General features: G+C 70.7%; 17 protein-coding genes. 12 read left to right on the top strand and 5 right to left on the bottom strand.

Annotated features, from left to right (window positions below; genetic code table 11):
- Nucleotides 1-23: 23 nt before the first annotated feature.
- From K8638_RS17910 to K8638_RS17930, 5 genes are read left to right on the top strand one after another with little or no spacing between them, the layout of a single operon-like run.
- Nucleotides 24-902: an SCO family protein gene (locus K8638_RS17910; protein WP_223755755.1), complete on the top strand. Its 879-nt coding sequence runs from the start codon at nucleotides 24-26 to the stop codon at nucleotides 900-902.
- A complete protein-coding gene (coxB, locus tag K8638_RS17915) occupies nucleotides 899-1,945 on the top strand; it encodes a cytochrome c oxidase subunit II (RefSeq protein ID WP_223755756.1) in 1,047 nt (348 codons plus the stop codon). The genes K8638_RS17910 and coxB overlap by 4 nt, the downstream gene beginning before the upstream one ends.
- Entirely contained in the window at nucleotides 1,929-3,599 is a 1,671-nt protein-coding gene (gene ctaD / locus K8638_RS17920; RefSeq protein WP_223755757.1) for a cytochrome c oxidase subunit I, read from the top strand. Before coxB ends, ctaD begins: the two co-directional genes overlap by 17 nt.
- Nucleotides 3,589-4,254 (top strand): cytochrome c oxidase subunit 3 family protein, encoded by a 666-nt coding sequence (locus K8638_RS17925; protein WP_223755758.1) that lies wholly within the window; start codon nucleotides 3,589-3,591, stop codon nucleotides 4,252-4,254. Before ctaD ends, K8638_RS17925 begins: the two co-directional genes overlap by 11 nt.
- A gap of 14 nt (nucleotides 4,255-4,268) precedes the next feature.
- Complete coding sequence (locus K8638_RS17930) at nucleotides 4,269-4,712, top strand: cytochrome C oxidase subunit IV family protein (protein ID WP_223755759.1); 444 nt, start codon at nucleotides 4,269-4,271, stop codon at nucleotides 4,710-4,712.
- A 77-nt stretch (nucleotides 4,713-4,789) separates the two neighbouring features.
- On the opposite strand, the gene K8638_RS17935 is transcribed toward K8638_RS17930, so the two are convergent.
- Nucleotides 4,790-5,791, bottom strand: coding sequence for a DUF481 domain-containing protein (locus K8638_RS17935; RefSeq protein WP_223755760.1), 1,002 nt, complete (start codon nucleotides 5,789-5,791; stop codon nucleotides 4,790-4,792).
- A 121-nt stretch (nucleotides 5,792-5,912) separates the two neighbouring features.
- Between K8638_RS17935 and K8638_RS17940 the strand changes: the two genes are divergently transcribed.
- The 5 genes from K8638_RS17940 (at nucleotide 5,913) to K8638_RS17960 (ending at nucleotide 10,150) form a co-directional block, all read left to right on the top strand.
- A complete protein-coding gene (locus K8638_RS17940; protein WP_223755761.1) occupies nucleotides 5,913-6,578 on the top strand; it encodes a hypothetical protein in 666 nt (221 codons plus the stop codon).
- Between the two features lie 9 nt (nucleotides 6,579-6,587).
- On the top strand, nucleotides 6,588-7,544 hold the full coding sequence (locus K8638_RS17945) for a GNAT family N-acetyltransferase (protein ID WP_223755762.1): 957 nt from the start codon (nucleotides 6,588-6,590) through the stop codon (nucleotides 7,542-7,544).
- A 20-nt stretch (nucleotides 7,545-7,564) separates the two neighbouring features.
- Nucleotides 7,565-8,707 (top strand): hypothetical protein, encoded by a 1,143-nt coding sequence (locus K8638_RS17950; protein WP_223755763.1) that lies wholly within the window; start codon nucleotides 7,565-7,567, stop codon nucleotides 8,705-8,707.
- Nucleotides 8,708-8,784: 77 nt separating this feature from the next.
- Nucleotides 8,785-9,123, top strand: a complete 339-nt coding sequence (locus K8638_RS17955; RefSeq protein WP_223755764.1) for a YkgJ family cysteine cluster protein — start codon at nucleotides 8,785-8,787, stop codon at nucleotides 9,121-9,123.
- A gap of 55 nt (nucleotides 9,124-9,178) precedes the next feature.
- Nucleotides 9,179-10,150 carry a hydrolase gene (locus K8638_RS17960; RefSeq protein ID WP_223755765.1) on the top strand — a complete coding sequence of 324 codons (972 nt, stop codon included), beginning with the start codon at nucleotides 9,179-9,181 and terminating at the stop codon, nucleotides 10,148-10,150.
- Here K8638_RS17960 and K8638_RS17965 read toward each other — a convergent pair.
- Nucleotides 10,147-10,767: a hypothetical protein gene (locus K8638_RS17965; RefSeq protein ID WP_223755766.1), complete on the bottom strand. Its 621-nt coding sequence runs from the start codon at nucleotides 10,765-10,767 to the stop codon at nucleotides 10,147-10,149. The two genes, K8638_RS17960 and K8638_RS17965, sit on opposite strands and share 4 nt — an antisense overlap.
- Nucleotides 10,768-11,064: 297 nt before the next feature.
- Here K8638_RS17965 and K8638_RS17970 point away from each other — a divergent pair, with 297 nt between their 5' ends.
- Entirely contained in the window at nucleotides 11,065-14,163 is a 3,099-nt protein-coding gene (locus K8638_RS17970; protein ID WP_223755767.1) for a hypothetical protein, read from the top strand.
- Nucleotides 14,164-14,184: 21 nt separating this feature from the next.
- Nucleotides 14,185-14,820: an outer membrane protein gene (locus K8638_RS17975; RefSeq protein WP_223755768.1), complete on the top strand. Its 636-nt coding sequence runs from the start codon at nucleotides 14,185-14,187 to the stop codon at nucleotides 14,818-14,820.
- 10 nt (nucleotides 14,821-14,830) lie between these two features.
- On the opposite strand, the gene K8638_RS17980 is transcribed toward K8638_RS17975, so the two are convergent.
- The 3 genes from K8638_RS17980 to K8638_RS17990 form a co-directional block, all read right to left on the bottom strand.
- A complete protein-coding gene (locus K8638_RS17980) occupies nucleotides 14,831-15,826 on the bottom strand; it encodes a hypothetical protein (RefSeq protein ID WP_223755769.1) in 996 nt (331 codons plus the stop codon).
- 100 nt (nucleotides 15,827-15,926) lie between these two features.
- Nucleotides 15,927-16,334 carry a response regulator gene (locus K8638_RS17985; RefSeq protein ID WP_223755770.1) on the bottom strand — a complete coding sequence of 136 codons (408 nt, stop codon included), beginning with the start codon at nucleotides 16,332-16,334 and terminating at the stop codon, nucleotides 15,927-15,929.
- Between the two features lie 13 nt (nucleotides 16,335-16,347).
- Nucleotides 16,348-16,800 carry a DMT family transporter gene (locus K8638_RS17990; protein WP_223755771.1) on the bottom strand — a complete coding sequence of 151 codons (453 nt, stop codon included), beginning with the start codon at nucleotides 16,798-16,800 and terminating at the stop codon, nucleotides 16,348-16,350.
- Nucleotides 16,801-16,808: the final 8 nt, after the last annotated feature.

Below are 16,808 nucleotides of genomic sequence, written 5' to 3' on the forward strand. Positions count from 1 at the left end.
CCTGGCGTAAGAGCCGTCCTGCAATGAAGCCCGTTCTCCCCCACATCTCCCCACGCTCCACCGTCGCGGGCCTGTTCCTGGCGGGACTGGTGCTGGCCACGGCGCTGCCGGCGTCCGCCATGCCGGGTGCCGGCAAGACACCGCGAGCCATCACCGAGGCCCAGCAGGACCTGCCGCCTGAGGTGAAGGGCGTGGACGTGCAGGAGCACCTGGGGGAGATGGTGCCGAAGGACGCGCGCTTCATGGACATGGAGGGGCGCGAGGTGAAGCTGGGCGACGTGCTTTCCAAGACGAAGCCCACCCTGCTGACGCTGGTGTATTACAACTGCCCCATGCTCTGTAACCTGGTCCTCAACGCCCAGGTGCAGGCCATGCGGGAGCTGGGGCTGGAGCTGGGGGAGGACTACGAGTCGGTGACTGTCAGCATCGACCCGGAGGACACCCCGGCGCAGAGCATGGAGCGCCGGCGGCGCCATCTGCAGTCCATGGGCAAGCCGGAGAGTGCCCCCTGGCACTTCCTCACCGGGACGGAGGGTGAAATCCACCGGCTCGCGGAGGCGCTGGGCTTCAAGTACACGTATGACGCGAGCACGAAGCAGTATGCCCACCCCGCGGTGGTGCACGTGCTCACCCCCGAGGGCAGCATCTCCCGGTATCTCTACGGGACGACCTTCCCTCCCAAGGACATGAAGCTGGCGATTCTGGAGGCGGCCAACGGCCGCGTGGGCACCAGCTTCGACCAGATTGTCATGTCCTGCTTCAAGTATGACACCGCCAGCCGGCGGTATGGCTTCTACATCTTCGGGTTCATCCGCCTGGGGGGGATTCTGGTGTTCACCGCCCTGGCGACGATGCTGATCTATTTCTGGAGGCGCGAGCTGAAGAAAGGCGCGGCGGCATGAGCGAGCTTCTCAACAACATCCTGTTCCTCCCGGAGGCCGCGTCCACGTTCGCGGAGCGGGTCGACATGCTGCATCACTTCGTCGTGGGTACGACGATGGTGATGTCGGCGGGCGTCGGCCTGGCGGCCCTGTTCTTCTTCTTCCGGTACCGCCGCCGTCTCCCGGCCCAGGCGACGGAGTACGTGGTCCCCACGCTGAAGACGGAGTTCCTCTTCGTCTCCGTGCCCCTCGTGTTCTTCCTGGCCTGGTTCGGCATCGGCTTCCGGGACTTCACCTTCGTCACCACGCCGCCCAAGGACTCGATGGATGTCTACGTCATGGGCAAGCAGTGGATGTGGAAGTTCGCCTACCCGGAGGGGCCCAACGGTGTGAATGTGCTTCACGTCCCGGCCAACCGCCCGGTGCGGCTGCTGATTACGTCCCGTGACGTGCTGCACTCCTTCTACGTCCCGTCCTTCCGCATCAAGATGGACGCGGTGCCGGGGCGCTACACGCAGATCTGGTTCGAGGCGACGAAGCCGGGCACGTACCAGGTGCTGTGCACCGAGTACTGCGGCCTGTCGCACTCGAAGATGCTGGCCGAGGTGGTGGTGCTCCCCCAGGAGGAGTTCGACGTCTGGATGAAGGAGCAGCGCCGCGGCCGGCTGCAGGACCGGCAGGACGCGCTGGCGGACACCTCGCTGGTGCCGCCGGTGGCCCGCATGGTGGAGCAGGGGCAGGTGCTCGCGGGCACCCAGGGCTGCCTGAAGTGCCACTCCGTGGACGGCTCGCAGCACATCGGCCCCACCTTCCTCGGCATGTATGACCGGGTGGAGCGGCTCCAGGACGGGCAGGACGTCCGCGTGGACGAGGCCTACATCACCCAGTCGATGATGGACCCGGGAGCCCACCTGGTCGTGGGCTACCAGAACGTGATGCCGACCTACCAGGGCAAGCTGCAGGGGCCGGAGACGGCCGCCATCGTCGAGTACATCAAGTCGCTGCGCACTCCGAACGTTCGCGAGAGCGCCTCCGAGGGACCCGCCTATGACGCCATCCAGTAGCATCGCAGCCCCGGGCGCCACCCCCGCGCACGAGGAGCACCACGACCACCACCCGAGCTACCTGGTCGACGGCACCACCATCCGTTCGTGGCTGCTGACCGTGGACCACAAGCGCATCGGGCTCATGTTCCTGTTCTGGGTCCTGCTGTTCTTCCTCGTGGGCGGCATCTTCGCGCTGCTCATCCGGGTGGAGCTGCTCACCCCGGGCCCGACCATCATGGACGCGATGACGTACAACCGTACGTTCACGCTCCATGGCCTGGTCATGATCTTCCTGTTCATGATTCCGGCCATCCCCGCCGTCTTCGGCAACTTCATGCTGCCGCTGATGCTGGGCGCCAAGGACGTGGCCTTCCCGCGGCTGAACCTGCTGTCGCTCTACATCTACCTGTTCGGCGCCGTGCTGGCGCTGTGGGGCATGCTCAACGGCGGCCTGGACACCGGGTGGACGTTCTACACGCCGTACAGCGCGCACACGACGACGACGGTGGCGCCGGTGCTCTTCGGCGCGTTCATCATCGGGTTCAGCTCCATCGTCACGGGCATCAACTTCATCGTCACCTGCCACACCATGCGGGCGCCGGGCATCACCTGGTTCAAGATGCCGCTGTTCGTGTGGGCCCTCTACGCCACGAGCTGCATCCAGGTGCTGGCCACGCCGGTCATCGGCCTGCTGCTGGTGCTGGTGGCGGTGGAGAACATCTCCGGTATCGGCATGTTCGACCCCGCGCGCGGCGGCGACCCGATGCTGTTCCAGCACCTGTTCTGGTTCTACAGCCACCCGGCCGTGTACATCATGGTGCTGCCGGCCTTCGGTGTGATGAGCGAGGTGGTCGCCGCGTTCAGCCGGAAGAACATCTTCGGCTACCGCGCGGTGGCGTACTCCAGCCTGGGCATCGCCTTCGTGGGCTTCTTCGCCTGGGGCCACCACATGTTCGTGTCCGGCCAGTCCACGTTCGCCGCCGGTATGTTCGGCGCGCTGACGATGCTGGTGGGCGTGTTCACCGCCATCAAGGTCTTCAACTGGGTGGGCACCGTCTACAAGGGCGCCGTGGACTTCAAGACGCCCTTCGCCTACTTCTGCGGCTTCCTGTTCTTCACCGTCTTCGGCGGCATGACGGGAATCGCGCTGGGCACGGTGTCGCTGGACGTCGCGTGGCACGACACCTACTTCGTGGTGGCGCACTTCCACTTCATCATGGTGGGAGCGACCATCATGGCCTTCCTGGCGGCGCTCCACTACTGGTTCCCGAAGATGTTCGGGCGCATGTACCACGAGGGGTGGGGCCTGGTGTCCGCGGCGCTCATCATCCTGGGCTTCAACGCCACGTTCATCCCCCAGTTCCTGCTGGGCAACAACGGCATGCCGCGCCGCTACTACGAGTACCCCGAGCGCTTCCAGGCGCTGAACGTGGCCTCCACGGCGGGCGCCTCGCTGCTGGCCTTCGGCTTCATCATCATCGCCATGTACCTGACGTACGCGCTGGTGTACGGAAGGGCGGCCGGAAAGAACCCGTGGCGCAGCAAGGGCTACGAGTGGCTGACCGAGTCCCCGCCGCCGACCCACAACTTCGTGGGTCCGCAGCCGACCTACCCCGAGGAGCCGCACTTCTACGTGGATCCGAAGAAGGCCGAGGTGCCCGATGCAGTCTAGTGTCTCCACCGCCGGGGCGGCGGCTCCCGTCCCTCGGCTCGCCATGCACTTCGCCTCGCTCGAGGTGCAGAACCATGCCGCGCGCCTGGGAATGTGGCTGTTCCTGGCGACGGAAATCCTGCTCTTCGCGGGCCTCTTCGTCTGCTACGGCGTCTACCGCTTCCTGTTCCCGGACGCGTGGGCCGCCAGCAGCCGCAGCCTGGACCTGACGCTGGGCACGGTGAACACCGTGGTGCTCATCACCTCGTCGCTCACCGCGGCGCTCGCGGTGCACTACGCGAAGGAGGGGAAGAACAAGGCGGTGGCGGTGCAGATTGCCCTCACCCTGCTGATGGCCTGCGGCTTCCTCGTCATCAAGTACTTCGAGTACTCGCACAAGTTCCACATCGGCACGCTGCCGGGCCGCTACTACTTCTACGAAGGCATCCAGCTGCCGGGCGCGCCGCTGTACTTCACGGTGTACTTCTTCTCCACCGCCCTGCACGGCCTGCACGTCCTCATCGGGATGGCGGTGCTGACCTTCTCCATGGTGCGAGCGTTGAAGAAGGCGGACTTCGGTCCGAACAACTACACCATGGTCGAGCTGGGCAGCATGTACTGGCACCTCGTCGACCTCGTGTGGATCTTCCTCTTCCCGATGCTGTACCTCGTCTGAAGGGCTGCCCGACCATGGCCATTGCCAACGAATCCCGCCAGGAAGACCGCAACATGCGCGAGGAGCATCACGGCGCCGGGCGCTACTGGGTCATCTGGGCCGCGCTGCTGGTGCTGACGGCCATCACCTACGTCACCGGCCGCATGCACATGCCGACCTTCGGCCTGCTGCTGGCGCTCATCATCGCCACGACGAAGGGCACGCTGGTGGCGCTGTACTTCATGCACCTGGCCGATCACCGGGGCGCCAACCGGCTGGTGTTCGCCGTCTCCATCCTCTTCGTGATTCTGATGCTGATTGCGCCGCTGGCGGACGTCGGTACCCGCTACCGCGGCTCCAACCCGCCGGGCTCGCAGTACAGCGACCTGCAGGCGGTGGACATCGGCGCCAACGCGCAGCAGGGCCGGTACGGCGGCCAGAACAAGCCGGACACCTCCGAGCAGTCCGAGGGCCACTAGCCCTCCGTGGGGCGGGGTGCCCCACCCCACGCACGCGGCGCCGAGGGACCTCCCCGGCGCCGCGTTGCTTTTGCGGGCTACAGCTTCACCTCGAGGTTGAGGGCCAGCGCGGTGTCGGTGGACACCTTGCCCTGGGGCGGCTCGCTGTCGTGCTTCACCTGGAAGCTGGTGCTCAGCGACAGGGCCTCCGTCAGCCCCACGGAGAGCTGCGTCTGGCTGTTGAGCAGCATGCGCGAGTCGCCGATGACGCTGACAATCACTTCCACGTCCTCCTTGAAGAGGACGTCCTTGCTGAGGCCGTAGCGGAACACCGCGCCGAAGCGGGGGCCGCCCAGGTCCACGTCCTCCAAATCCAGCCGCGTGGGGTAGTACTGGAAGCGCGTCTCGTAGGCGTAGCGGAAGGCGGCGTCCGTGCGGAGGTAGGACTCCTTGCCCTCCGGCGACTTCTCGTCCCACCACAGCACGCCGAGACCGCCTTCACCGTAGCTGCGCGACTCCACGCTCTTCACGTGGTCCGTCTCGGCGCCGCCCAGCAGGTAGCCGCTGAGCACCTGGGTGAAGCGGCGGTCTCCGCGAATCTCCACGCCCGCGTTGAGGGCCACCACCTGGGAGACGGCCTCGTCGCCCTCCACCTCGGGCGGGCGGCTGCGGCCGTAGGCGCCGAACGCCTTGACGGCGTAGATCCAGTGCTCCGTCTTGCGCTGCGCGCTGGCGAGGCCGCTGAAGGTGAAGGTGGAGGCATTGCCCGTCAGCGAGATGAGGCCCGCGCCCAGGGTGACGTCCCACACGTCCTTCCTCTCGGCGGGGGCGGCGGCCGCGGGCGCGGCGGGGGCAGCGGCACCGGGGGCGGGAGGCGGGGCGGCGGCCGTGGCGGCGCGCTCGGCGGCCTCGGCGGCGCGGGCGCTGGCCTCGGCGGCGCGCTCGGCGGCGGCGGCGGCACGCTCGGCGGCGGCGGCGGCGCGCTCCTCGGGGCTGGCGGGGGCGGCCTCGGCGGCCGGGGCCGCGGGCGCGGCGGGCGGAGTGGGAGCAGGCGCCTGGGCCTGCAGGGACGTGGCAATCAACAGCGCGGCGGAAAGCATCGAGTCTCCAGGTTGAGCTGCCGGTAGTACCGGCGCGGCCCCTTCCTGCTCAAAGAGGGCCCGTGATTCAATCCTCAATGTGGTTGATTCAGCCGCCCCGGCCCTCCGAGGAGGCCCTCCGATGAGCCCCGCCCGACTCCTGCTGCTGTCCCTCCTGCTGCTGCCGGGCCTGGCCGCCGCCCAGCGCGTCACCGTCCCCGTGGACGTGGGCGTGGGCCCCGCCGCATTCCTCTTCTTCGGGCCTGTCTTCGAGGACCAGCCCATCCACACCGGCCTGAAGCTGTCCGTGGACGCGGTGCTGGACCGGGAGTGGCTGAGGAAGAACCAGCGCCTCATCCCCAGGCGCTACCGGAAACAGGCACAGCAGATGGACGAGATTCGCATCTCCCCGTCCATCCTCATCCCGGACTCGCTCATCATCTCCCCCAAGCTGCGCGACACCGGCATGTACGGCGCCACGTGGAAGCCGCTGTCGCTGGGCCTGCCGCTGTCCTCCAGCCCGGCGCGCTTCTCCGTGGGGGCGGGGCTGCTGCTGACGTACGCCTACCTGCACTCGGACACGCTGGAGGACACCCACTTCCTGCGGCCCGGCGCGTCGCTGGGCGTGGACCTGGAGCTCCAGCTCTCCAAGAGCTTCCTCGTCGGCGTGGGCTGGGAGTCCGCCTTCTACGTGCCGCAGGAGCTGGGCGGGCTCGGGCTGCCGGAGCGCCTGCGCGACGGCATCTTCCACGTGGGACAGGCGTACCTGCAGCTCCACTTCCGCTTCCCCTACACCACCCGGCTGTGAGCCCCCGCCATGCACCTGGTCCTTGCCACCGAATCCCAGAAGGCCGAGAGAGACCGCGTCACCCACTCCGCCTGGGGCTCTCCGCTCACCGTGGAGCAGTTCCACCAGCGGGAGGTGCGGCTGCGCGCCCACCCCTGGTGCCGCGAGGGCATGCGCACGTGGCTGCTTCAAGCGGATGACGGGCGCGTGCTGGCCTCGTGCGAGAGCTTCCACAACGACAGCTACCTGCGCGGCCCGGACGGCGGGTACACCGCCGGCGACAGCTTCTCCATCGCCAGCGTCTTCACCGAGGAGTCCCTGCGCGGCCACGGCCATGCCTCGCGGCTGATGGACCTCGTGGCCGCCGAGCTGGAGCGCGCCTCGCCGCGGGGCCATGCCGCGGTCCTCTTCTCGGACGTGGGGGCGCCGCTCTACCGCCGCTCCGGCTACGTGGAGGCCCCCGCGTGGGACTGGCACCTGCCGGCCCGCGAGGGCCTGTCCACCCGCCGCGTGGACTCGCTGCTGAAGGACGCGGACGTGACGGCGGCGCTGGAGCGGATGCGGCGGCCGAGCGTGCCCTTCTTCCTCTGGCCGAGCCCGGCGCAGGTGGACTGGCACCTGGAGCGGGAGCGCATCTACGCGGAGCTGCTCCGCCGTCCCCGCCCCGAGGCGTGTGGCGCGGCGGTGGGCGACTCCACCGCGCTGTGGGCGATGATGGCCCGCTACGGCGAGCTGGTGGTGCTGATGCTCGACGCGCGCTCCGAGGAGGACGCCGCCGCGCTGCTGGAGACGGCCGGGGCCCTGGCGCACCGGGCCGGGCTGGCGAAGGTGGTGCTGTGGGAGGAGCCGAACACCCTGCCCTGGGTGACCCGGGTCCCCGGCGCCACCCGCGTGGCGAGGGACGGCGCCCTGCCCATGCTGCGGCCCCTGCGCCCCGGGCTGCCGGCCGCCCCGGACGTCCCCTTCCCTCGCGCGCTCTGGGTGTGAGCGCCGGATAGGATGGGGCCATGGCCAAGCGCACCCGCATCATCGAGGGGACCTGGAACTGCACGTCCTGTGACACGAAGGGCATCCCCGCGCGCCACAAGGTATGCCCGAGCTGCGGCAACCCGCGCGAGCTGACGGGGAAGGAGTCGGAGTTCGACTTCGGCGGGGTGGACGCGAAGAGCGGCAAGTCGCTGCGCGAGGGCGTCACGGACGAGCCGGCGCTGGAGCTGGCCGCCGCGGGCGAGGACTGGTTCTGCGCCTATTGCGGCGCCTCCAACCGGGGAGACCTGCCCCGCTGCAAGCAGTGCAACGCGGAGCGCACGGACGACGCGAAGGCGGCGGTGAGCCGGGAGCTGCCCTCCCCCGCGGAGGCCCCGCCCGCGCCCCCGCCGAAGAAGGGCCTGGGGAAGAAGGCGTGGCTCGCGCTGGGCCTGCTGTTCTCCTGCTGCTTCGGCACCGGCGTGTTCGGCATCTGGGCCGGCAGCACACACGAGTACCCCGGAAGCGTGACGGGCACCGCGTGGCAGCGCTCCGTGGTGCGCGAGCGCTTCAGCCCGGTGGTGAAGACGGGCTGGCGGGACGAGCTGAGCACCACCGCCCCCCGCATGCCCGTCAACGGCGCCGGCGAGGTGGCGGGCGTGGCCAACATGCGTGACTGCGTGTCGCGCCAGCGAGGCACGCGCCGGGTGGCGGACGGCACGGAGCGGGTGTGCCGGACGAAGACGCGGAAGGTGGCCTGCGGCACGGAGGAGAAGTGCCGCCGCCGCGACAAGGGCAACGGCTTCGTGGAGGAGGTGTGCGAGGACGTCACGAAGTACTGCAGCGAGAGCTACGAGGACTGCCAGAACGAGACGCGCTACCGCACCGAGCCCGTCTACGCGCTCCAATGCGCCTACGACACCTACGAGTGGAAGGAAGTGGACCGCCGCGAGACGTCCGGCACGGATGACCGGCCGCGCTGGCCGGAGCTGACGGCGAGCGGCGTGGACCGGCTGCGCCGCGAGGAGAAGTACTCCGTGCGCATCCGCTACGAGGACGACGGCGAGAAGGAGCACGTGCTGGAGCCGAAGAGCGAGCAGGAGTTCCTCACGTGGAAGAAGGGCCAGGGCGCCACCCTCACGGTGACGAACCTGGGGAAGGTGGAGCAGGCCGTCCCGCGTTGAGTCACCGAGTCACCGAGCCCCGTGCGCGAGGCGCACCCAAGCCCCGTGCGCGAGGCGCACCCGAGGTTTCCCAACCCATGGAGTGCACCCGCTGTGGCGCCTGCTGCGTGGCGCCCGACATCGCCGCGCTGGACAAGCCGCTGGGCCTGCGCTGCCCGCACCTCACCGAGGACAACCTCTGCGGCGTGTACGAGCAGCGGCCGTCCGTCTGCCGCGCCTACGAGGCGGACGAGGTCTGCCGCCTCATCGAGGCGCCGACGCTGGAGGAGCGCGTGCGCAAGTACCTGGACCTCTTCGGCCTCGCCGCCGAGGCCGAGGCCGTGCGCGAGCAGGGCTGCCCCTCCATGCGCGCCGCCCGCCGCCTGGCCTCCGGGCGGCCGGTGGAAGGCGTGCCTCCCGGCAACCGCCGCGAGTAGACGCTCCACGGCGTCGTCCCTTGTCCCCGGCGCGCGCGGGCGTTAAGCCCCGGCCGTGCGATTCCAACCCAACCAGCCCTTCGTTCCCGCGTCCGGACTGGCCAACGAGCATGCGCAGACCATCTACGCCTCGCTCGTGCGCCCCACCCACGCACCCATGGTGCGCCGCGAGCGCCGCGAGCTGCCCGACGGGGACTTCGTCGACCTGGACACCTTCGACGGCCCACGTGGCGCGCCGCACGTGGTGGCGCTCCATGGCCTGGAGGGCTCGTCCCGGGCCGGGTACGTCACCGCCATCCTCCGCGGCGCCGCCGAGCGCGGCTGGGGCGCCACCGCGCTCAACTTCCGCTCGTGCAGCGGTGAGCCCAACCGGATGGTGCGCCTGTACCACTCGGGTGACACCGGAGACGCGCTGCTCGTGTTGCGCGAGCTGCGCGCCCGCGTCACCGGTCCCCTCTTCGCCGTGGGCTTCTCGCTGGGCGCCAACGTGCTGTGCCGGCTGCTGGAGGACCAGGGCGAGGCCGCGCCCGTGGACGCCGCCGCCTCCGTCAGCGCGCCCTATGACCTGGACGCCTGCTGCCGGAGAATCGACGGCTCGAGCCCGTTCGCCCTGCTCTACCGGGAGCGCTTCCTGCGCTCGCTGAAGAAGAAGGCGCGCGAGAAGCTGCGGCGCTTCCCCGACGCCTTCGACCGCCGGGCCATGGAGGCCGCGCGCACCCTCCGCGCCTTCGACACCGCCGTCACCGCGGCGCTGCATGGTTTCCGCGACGCCGAGCACTACTACGCCGAGGCCGCCTCGGGTCCCCGGCTGGGCGACATCCGCAAGCCCACGCTGCTCCTGAGCGCGGCGGATGACCCGATGCTCGAGGACCCCGTCATCCCTCGCAGCGCCACGGACAACCCGCGCCTGAACGTGGTGCTGACCGAGCGCGGGGGACACGTGGGCTTCGTCGGGGGCCACTTGCACCGGCCGCACTTCTGGGCGGAGCACCAGGTGCTCGAGTTCTTCGGCACCCTCGCGCGCTAACCGAAGGACAGGAGGATGCCCAGCTTCGCGGTGGGCCGCACGCCACGCAGCCTCCAGGGCCGGGCCTCCTCGGGCGCCAACACGCCGCGGAACGGCTCGTCCAGGTCCTCCATGCCGGGGCCGAACAGCTCCAGGACGCTGAACCCGCCGCGGACGAAGAAGGTGAGCCGCCGGGGCATCCGCACCTCGAAGCCGAGGAGCGCGCTCGCGTAGTTGTAGCCCACCCGCTCCAGGGAAGGGCTGGGCGGCAGCGTGCGGTCCGCCAGCCTGCGCTCGAGGCCGCGCGCATCCGCGGGCTCCGCATGGCCCAGCTCCAGGCTCAGCGCCGGCGTCAGCCACCCGCGCATCGGCAGCAACGTGAGCCCCGCGCGCGCGCCGGGGCGGATGCCGTTGTGCGTGCCGCCCAGGTGCAGCCGCACCATCCTCGTCGGCTGGAAGGACACGGAGAGTCCCGCGCCCTCCGTGACTCCCGCGTCCAGCATCAACCCGAAGGGCGCGAGCCGCTCCGGGTCCTGCGTCCTGCGCCGGACCTCCCTCAATGGCGCAGGGTCCGCGGCCGGCGCCACCTGCGCTGTCAGCAACACACCCAACGCCGTGAGCGCGGACACCGCCCCCATGAACCGCCTCCCCCTCCACACCGCCGCCACCGCCCGACCACGCCGAGCGAACCGTTGCACCCACTGGAGGTGGACCGCCCTGCCCCACCGGCCACCCGCCGTGCCCAACGCCCCTGGCCAAAGCATCCGCCGTGCCGAGCCATCGCACGTGAGGAAAGCCTCGCGGCATCAGGAGGTTATGGCGCGTGTCGCCAGGGCCGCGGGCCCGCGCCAGGGGTGGAACCGGAAAAAACTCCGGCCCTCCAGGGTGACCGTCCTAACGTCCGGTGGGTCTGTTGATGAGGAGGAACTCCCCCCTTGCGCCTGCCAGTCGCCGCAGCCCTGCTCACCCTCGTCGCATGCTCCAAGACGACGGAAGGCCCCACACCCAAAGTGATTGGGGCCATCAACCCGCTCACCCGGAACGTCACCCCGCCACGCGTCTGCAACGCCCAAGGAGGCGAGCGAGGCTGGCGCATGGAGGTGGCGGGTGAGCGCTTCGCCCCGATGCCCGGGGACGTGCTCACCGACAATCCGACGGTGGCCATGCCCGAGGTGACGCTCCGCGGCCCCGCCACCCTCACGCTGTCGAGGGACCGCGTGTTCTTCGTGCGCCCGGAGCTGCTGCTGCTGGACGTGCCCACCCGGGACAGCACGCCCGCGACCGATTTGCCCCCCGGCAGCTACGCGGTGGAGGTGAAGAACCCCGTGGGCGGCACCGGCTCGCTGCCGGATGCGCTCGTGGTGGTGCCGCCTCCCACGGTGACGCGGGTGCTGCCGCCGCCCAACGGGTACTCCTTCGCCTCGGCCAGCCCCATCGTCATCGAGGGGACGGAATTCCAGCCCAACACCTACCCGGCCATCGTCCTGCGCCGGGCGGGCGTGCCCGACCAGCCGCTGTTCGTCGTCAACGTGGTCTCGCCCACGAGAATCGAGTCGGAGATTCCCCCCGGCACACCCGAGGGCACCTATGACCTGGTGCTCACCAACCCGGAGGGGTGCTCCTTCACGCTGCCCCAGGCCATCACCATCACCTACGCGAGACTTGGGACGCTGACGCTGGACCCGCGCTTCGGCTGGCAGCTGCGCAACCAGGCCGTCACCCTCTACAACGCGCCCACCGGCGACGAGCGCACCTTCGCGGCCGGCGCTCCGGACATCTTCCTGGTGGCGCCGCTCAAGACGGCCCCGACGGAGCTGGTGGACATCCCCCTGCGCCGCGTGGCGGTCGTCTCCCCCAACGAGGTGACGGCGGTGGTGCCCACGTGCTCGGGCCTCGGGGCGGCGCCCATCACCGCCCCCGAGTGCCCCAACGGCATCGTCCCCGGCGGCCCCTATGCGCTCCGGGTGGTGGACACCAGCGGCGCCGTGGGCGAGGTGCCGGCCTCCGCCGGCTTCACCGTGCTGGCCGAGCCCCCGCCCGTCATCAGCTCCATCACCCCCGGCTCCACGGAAGCCGGAGGCCTGGGCAGCGCCCCGCTGACGGTGCTGGGCGAGAACTTCGGCGCGGGCGCGAAGGTGCAGCTGCTGAAGCAGCTCGCGAGCGGCAACGTGCTGGCGTGTGACCTGCCCTCCACCGGCACCCCCACCGCCACGCAGCTCCAGGCGCTGGTGCCCGGCACCGTCGCGGCCACCAGCTGCGTCCAGTACACGTCCACCGGCACGCAGGTGGAGGGCAACACGGAGGCGCTCACCCTCGCCCCCGGCCTCTACGTGGTGCGCGTGCAGAACACCACCGACCCGGCCTTCGCCAACTACTCGGGCCTGGTCGTCACCAACGCGTCCGCCAACCCGCTGGTGGGCCCCCGCTTCAGCACGCGCATGGGCACGGCGCGCGCGGACTTCCCGCTCGTCACCGCCACGGACGACCTGGGCCAGCCCTTCATGTACGCCCTGGGCGGCGTCACCCGCGAGGTGGTGGACGGCGCGGGGCAGCTGCGCACGCTGTCCTCGGTGGAGGTGGCGCAGGTGACGCTCTTCGGTGACCTGGCCGGCGCGTGCGAGGGCACCACCTGCACCTTCCGCACGCTGGCCTCCACGCCGCTCGGCGTGGGCCGGCGGCTCGCGGCGGACGGCTCGGGCACCCCGAACGCGACGCCCACGCCCCGAAGTGGCCACACCGCGGTGGTGCGGACCGTGAAGGGGGACACCTCGTACCTCTTCCTCATCGGCGGCGTGGACGAGACGGGCGCGGCGCAGTCCTTCGTGGAGCGCGCGCAGGTGCTGCGCGCCGCGGACGCTCCGGCGCTGGCGCAGCCCGCGACGACCACGGAGGAGGGAGCCACGCTGCCCGCGGGCACCTTCTACTACCGGGTGTCCGCGCTGCTGCGTGAGGACGACCCGAAGAACCCCGGCGGAGAGACACTGCCGTCGGACGAGTACTCGGTGAAGAACCTGAGCACGGGCACCGTGGTGCAGCTGGCCTGGCCGTGTCAGCCGGCGGCGGCGCGGTACCGCGTCTACCGCACGGCCACCCCGGACCAGACCTCCGGCACCGAGGTGCTCCTGGACGAGGTGGCCGCTCCGGACTGCGCCGGCACGCCGCTGCCCCAGGTGACGTGGCGGGACACCGGCGCGCTCCAGCCGCAGGACGGCGCGCCCCGCCCGCTGCCTCCCGGGGCCCTGGGCCGCTGGGTGCGCTTCGCCAACGGGCTCAACGTGGCGCGCGGCCAGGCGGCCACGCAGCCGGTGGGAGACGAGGTGTACGTCACCGGCGGCTTCTGCTCGACGGTGGACGCCAACTGCCCCGGCGCGGGCGCCTCGGTCGCCAGCCTGGAGCGGGCCACCTTCGTCGACGACGCGACGACGGGCCCGCGCCTGGGAGACTTCACCCTGCTCTCGGCCGGTAACTCGCTGAACGCGGCGCGGCGCCGTCACTCGCTCGCCGTGGCCAGCGCCACCACCGCTCCGGCGTCCTTCGCTTCCACCAGCCCGGACAACCGGCAGGACGTGTGGCTGGTGGTGGTGGGCGGAGACCAGGGCGGCGCGCCGCTGAACAACGCGACGGCTCCCGACGCTGTCTTCGAGGTGGCGAAGGTGAGGGACGCGAGCGGCCTCGTCGCCGCGCCCACCTTCACCGGCATCGACAACCGCAACAGCGCGAACCACGGCGGCTGGGCGTACGTGGCGGCCAACGGCCTCTTCGTGGGCGGCGCCACCGGAGGGACGACCGCGGCCTTCCGCTCCGGCAACCTGTGCCCGGCGGGCAACGCTCCGGTGCCGTGTGCCAACGCCGGCAGCTTCAACGACAACCTGAACGCCACGGGGTTGGGCGGCAGCTACCAGGACGGCGCCGCGCGCTACCTCAACGGCAACGTCCTCTTCCGCGCCTACATCTACGTGGCCGGCGGCTTCCCCGGAGACACCCAGCTCCAGGGCGCCACTCCCTCGGCCACCGTGGAATCCCTGCTGTACTAGCCCTCGCGGAGCGACTGAACCATGAACGCCCTTGCCCTGCTCGTCGCGCTCACCGCACTCGCCTCCGCCGAACCCGGGTCACCACCCGAGGCCACGGCGGACTCCACGCCCCCGGCTGGCAGCATCCTGCTCGCCCCCAAGGTGGGCGTCTTCAAGTCCACCACGCCGCTGGACGCCGACCTCTTCCTCGCCGCGGAGGTGGGCTACGTCACCCCGCTGCTGGAGCGGCGCCTCGCGGTGGTGCTGGAGGTGAACTACCACCGGCCCAAGGTGTCGGGCACGCTGACGGACCCGCAGCTCGGCGGCTTCGACGCGGAGCCTCCGGATGGGAGCTACTCGGTCGCCGTGCGCGAGGTGGCCTTCCTGCTGTCGGCCGTGTTCCGCTTCGAGCAGGCGCTCGGCTCGCTCACGCCCTACGTGGGTGGCGGGCCCGGCCTCTACCTGCACCGCGCCACCTCGGACATGTTCGGCACCGTGGCCTCGGAGAGCGACGGTGGCTTCGGCCTGCAGGCGCTGGCCGGACTGGAGATGCCGCTGGGCCCCGGCGGCGCCTTCTTCGAGGCGCACTACCACTTCTCCCCGGTGGACTTCGTCTCCACGGGCGACGTGAATGTGGGCGGCTTCCTCGCGAGCGTGGGCTACCGCCTGCGGCTGTAGGCCGGCGCCGTCAGAAGCTCCCCGCCATCCCTCCGACGAGGCTCCCACCCGGCGTGGCGCCCAGCATGGGCGTCACCCGCACGCCGGAAGGCCGCTCCGTGAGCAGCGAGGCCTTCCGGCGTGAAAAGTGATGGGAGACCTCGTAGCCGATGGCCGCGCCCAGCACGGCGCCAATCGGGCCGGCGATGGCGAGGGCGGTGCCGTTGCCAAAGGCGATGGTGGGCATGGTTCCGACGACGCCGATGCCCATCCCCATCGCCGAGCCGAGGTAGGCCGCCCAGAGCTTCCCCTCGCCGCCCAGCAGGCTCCCCATCGCCCAGGCTCCAACGGGCGCTGTGGCCGAGACGCTCAGCATGGTGACGAGGAACGACGTGAGCACGCACATCCGCTCCTGCGTCCGGAGGCATTCGGTCCCGGTGAGGAGCTCCACCAGGGCCAGGCCGCCCAGCGTCGCCGCGCCGGCCCCCGCCACGTCGAGGAGGGAACGGAACATCGGCACCGCCAACGGCTCCTGCACCAGGCGCGGAGAGAACCGGGGTGCCGGTGACGCCGGGAGGAGCCCCGGTCTGGTGGGAGCGTCCTCCGCGGAGTCACCGAGGGGCTCGGTGGGGACGTCCTCCGAGAAGTCACCAAGGGGCTCGGCAGGGACGTCATTCCCAGGGTCACCGCGGGGCTCGGCGGGCGTGTCCCACGCGGAGTCGCCGATGGAACCGGAGGGGGCATCCTCCGCGGTGTGTCGCGGAAACTCAGCGGGCGCGTCCTCCTCGGTGTGGTGGGCGGGCACGGACGGCGACTCTTCCATGAGCGGAGGCAGCGGCGCTCCGGGGTAGCCGAGGGGCTCGAACGGCGCATCATCTCCGGACGTGGACTCCGGCGCCGCTCCAGCCTCCGGATACGGGCTCCATGCGTCGTCTCGCACGGCCGGCTCCTCCGGGGTCTGCGCCCGGCCGAGTCCCGGGACGAACACGAGGACCAGCAGGAGCATCGCGAGGCGGGAAACACTCATGGCCTCAGCGTAGCCGCGAGCACCGGCGGGTGCCTATGCCACCCCAGGTCCTTGGGCGTCCAACCTCCTCGCCGGCCGAGCCCCCCGGGACGCGCTCGCGTCAGGCCCGCCCGACGGGAGTGCGCAGCACGCGAATCAGGTCCTGCGCAAGCAGGTCCTGCATGGCCTGCTTCAGCGCGCCGAGCATCTGGTGGAGCGCCTCGGCGGTATCGCCGTAGGCCTCGCGCACCCGCTCGTGACGGCCGTCGAAGATGCGCAGGCGTCCCGGCACGAGCGCGATGACGGGCAGCCCGGGGTGGCGCTTGCGCAGCAGTCCGAGGAAGAGCGGGTGGTCCTCGTCCGGCCTGCGGAGGTCCACCACCACCAGCGCCGGTGGCGTGGTGGTGATGGCGGCGAAGGCGTCATCCGTGTCCCCCGTCGCGGAGACGGACAGCCCCGGCTCCGCGAGCATGCGCCTCAGCAATTCGCGCGAGGCGCTGTGGGGACTGACGATGAGGACACGACGCATCTTGCCGCTGAATCTAGCCCTTCCACACCGCGATTGCGGCGCCCGCGAAGGCGACCGCCGAGCCCAGCACCCGGGCGAGCGTGGCCGGACGCCCTTCCACCAGGGCGTCCCAGATGAGGCTGGTGAGGAGCTGCGCGGCCATCAGCAGGAGCACGGACTGCACCGCGCCCAGCCGCCCGATGGCCGCCGGCATTCCGAGGACGATGAGCACACCGCACAGGCCCGGCAGCAGGTGCCACGGGGTGAAGCCGTCGAAGAAGCGGCCCTGGGCACCCGAGGAATCGGCCATCAGCCCTGGCACATAGCGTGCGACCGCGTACACACCGAAGGTGGCCACGGTCGCCACAACCATGTTCACGAGGACGGCGCTGAGCAGGCCCCATTGGCCGGCGAAGCGGCGGTTGAGACCGGCCTGAGCCACCACGGCCAGGCCACACAGCAGGGGAACGAGCGAGATGAGACGCATGCCGCGCG

Source organism: Myxococcus sp. RHSTA-1-4 (assembly GCF_020037125.1).
Classification (GTDB): domain Bacteria; phylum Myxococcota; class Myxococcia; order Myxococcales; family Myxococcaceae; genus Myxococcus.

What these genes read in the sequence shown, in the direction of transcription:
- K8638_RS17985 (WP_223755770.1), bottom strand. Translation starts at nt 16,334, where the DNA reads ATGCGTCGTGTCCTCATCGTCAGTCCCCACAGCGCCTCGCGCGAATTG.
- K8638_RS17950 (WP_223755763.1), top strand. Translation starts at nt 7,565, where the DNA reads ATGGCCAAGCGCACCCGCATCATCGAGGGGACCTGGAACTGCACGTCC.
- K8638_RS17925 (WP_223755758.1), top strand. Translation starts at nt 3,589, where the DNA reads ATGCAGTCTAGTGTCTCCACCGCCGGGGCGGCGGCTCCCGTCCCTCGG.
- ctaD (WP_223755757.1), top strand. Translation starts at nt 1,929, where the DNA reads ATGACGCCATCCAGTAGCATCGCAGCCCCGGGCGCCACCCCCGCGCAC.
- K8638_RS17990 (WP_223755771.1), bottom strand. Translation starts at nt 16,800, where the DNA reads ATGCGTCTCATCTCGCTCGTTCCCCTGCTGTGTGGCCTGGCCGTGGTG.
- K8638_RS17975 (WP_223755768.1), top strand. Translation starts at nt 14,185, where the DNA reads ATGAACGCCCTTGCCCTGCTCGTCGCGCTCACCGCACTCGCCTCCGCC.
- K8638_RS17945 (WP_223755762.1), top strand. Translation starts at nt 6,588, where the DNA reads ATGCACCTGGTCCTTGCCACCGAATCCCAGAAGGCCGAGAGAGACCGC.
- K8638_RS17940 (WP_223755761.1), top strand. Translation starts at nt 5,913, where the DNA reads ATGAGCCCCGCCCGACTCCTGCTGCTGTCCCTCCTGCTGCTGCCGGGC.
- K8638_RS17930 (WP_223755759.1), top strand. Translation starts at nt 4,269, where the DNA reads ATGGCCATTGCCAACGAATCCCGCCAGGAAGACCGCAACATGCGCGAG.
- coxB (WP_223755756.1), top strand. Translation starts at nt 899, where the DNA reads ATGAGCGAGCTTCTCAACAACATCCTGTTCCTCCCGGAGGCCGCGTCC.
- K8638_RS17980 (WP_223755769.1), bottom strand. Translation starts at nt 15,826, where the DNA reads ATGAGTGTTTCCCGCCTCGCGATGCTCCTGCTGGTCCTCGTGTTCGTC.
- K8638_RS17910 (WP_223755755.1), top strand. Translation starts at nt 24, where the DNA reads ATGAAGCCCGTTCTCCCCCACATCTCCCCACGCTCCACCGTCGCGGGC.
- K8638_RS17965 (WP_223755766.1), bottom strand. Translation starts at nt 10,767, where the DNA reads ATGGGGGCGGTGTCCGCGCTCACGGCGTTGGGTGTGTTGCTGACAGCG.
- K8638_RS17935 (WP_223755760.1), bottom strand. Translation starts at nt 5,791, where the DNA reads ATGCTTTCCGCCGCGCTGTTGATTGCCACGTCCCTGCAGGCCCAGGCG.
- K8638_RS17955 (WP_223755764.1), top strand. Translation starts at nt 8,785, where the DNA reads ATGGAGTGCACCCGCTGTGGCGCCTGCTGCGTGGCGCCCGACATCGCC.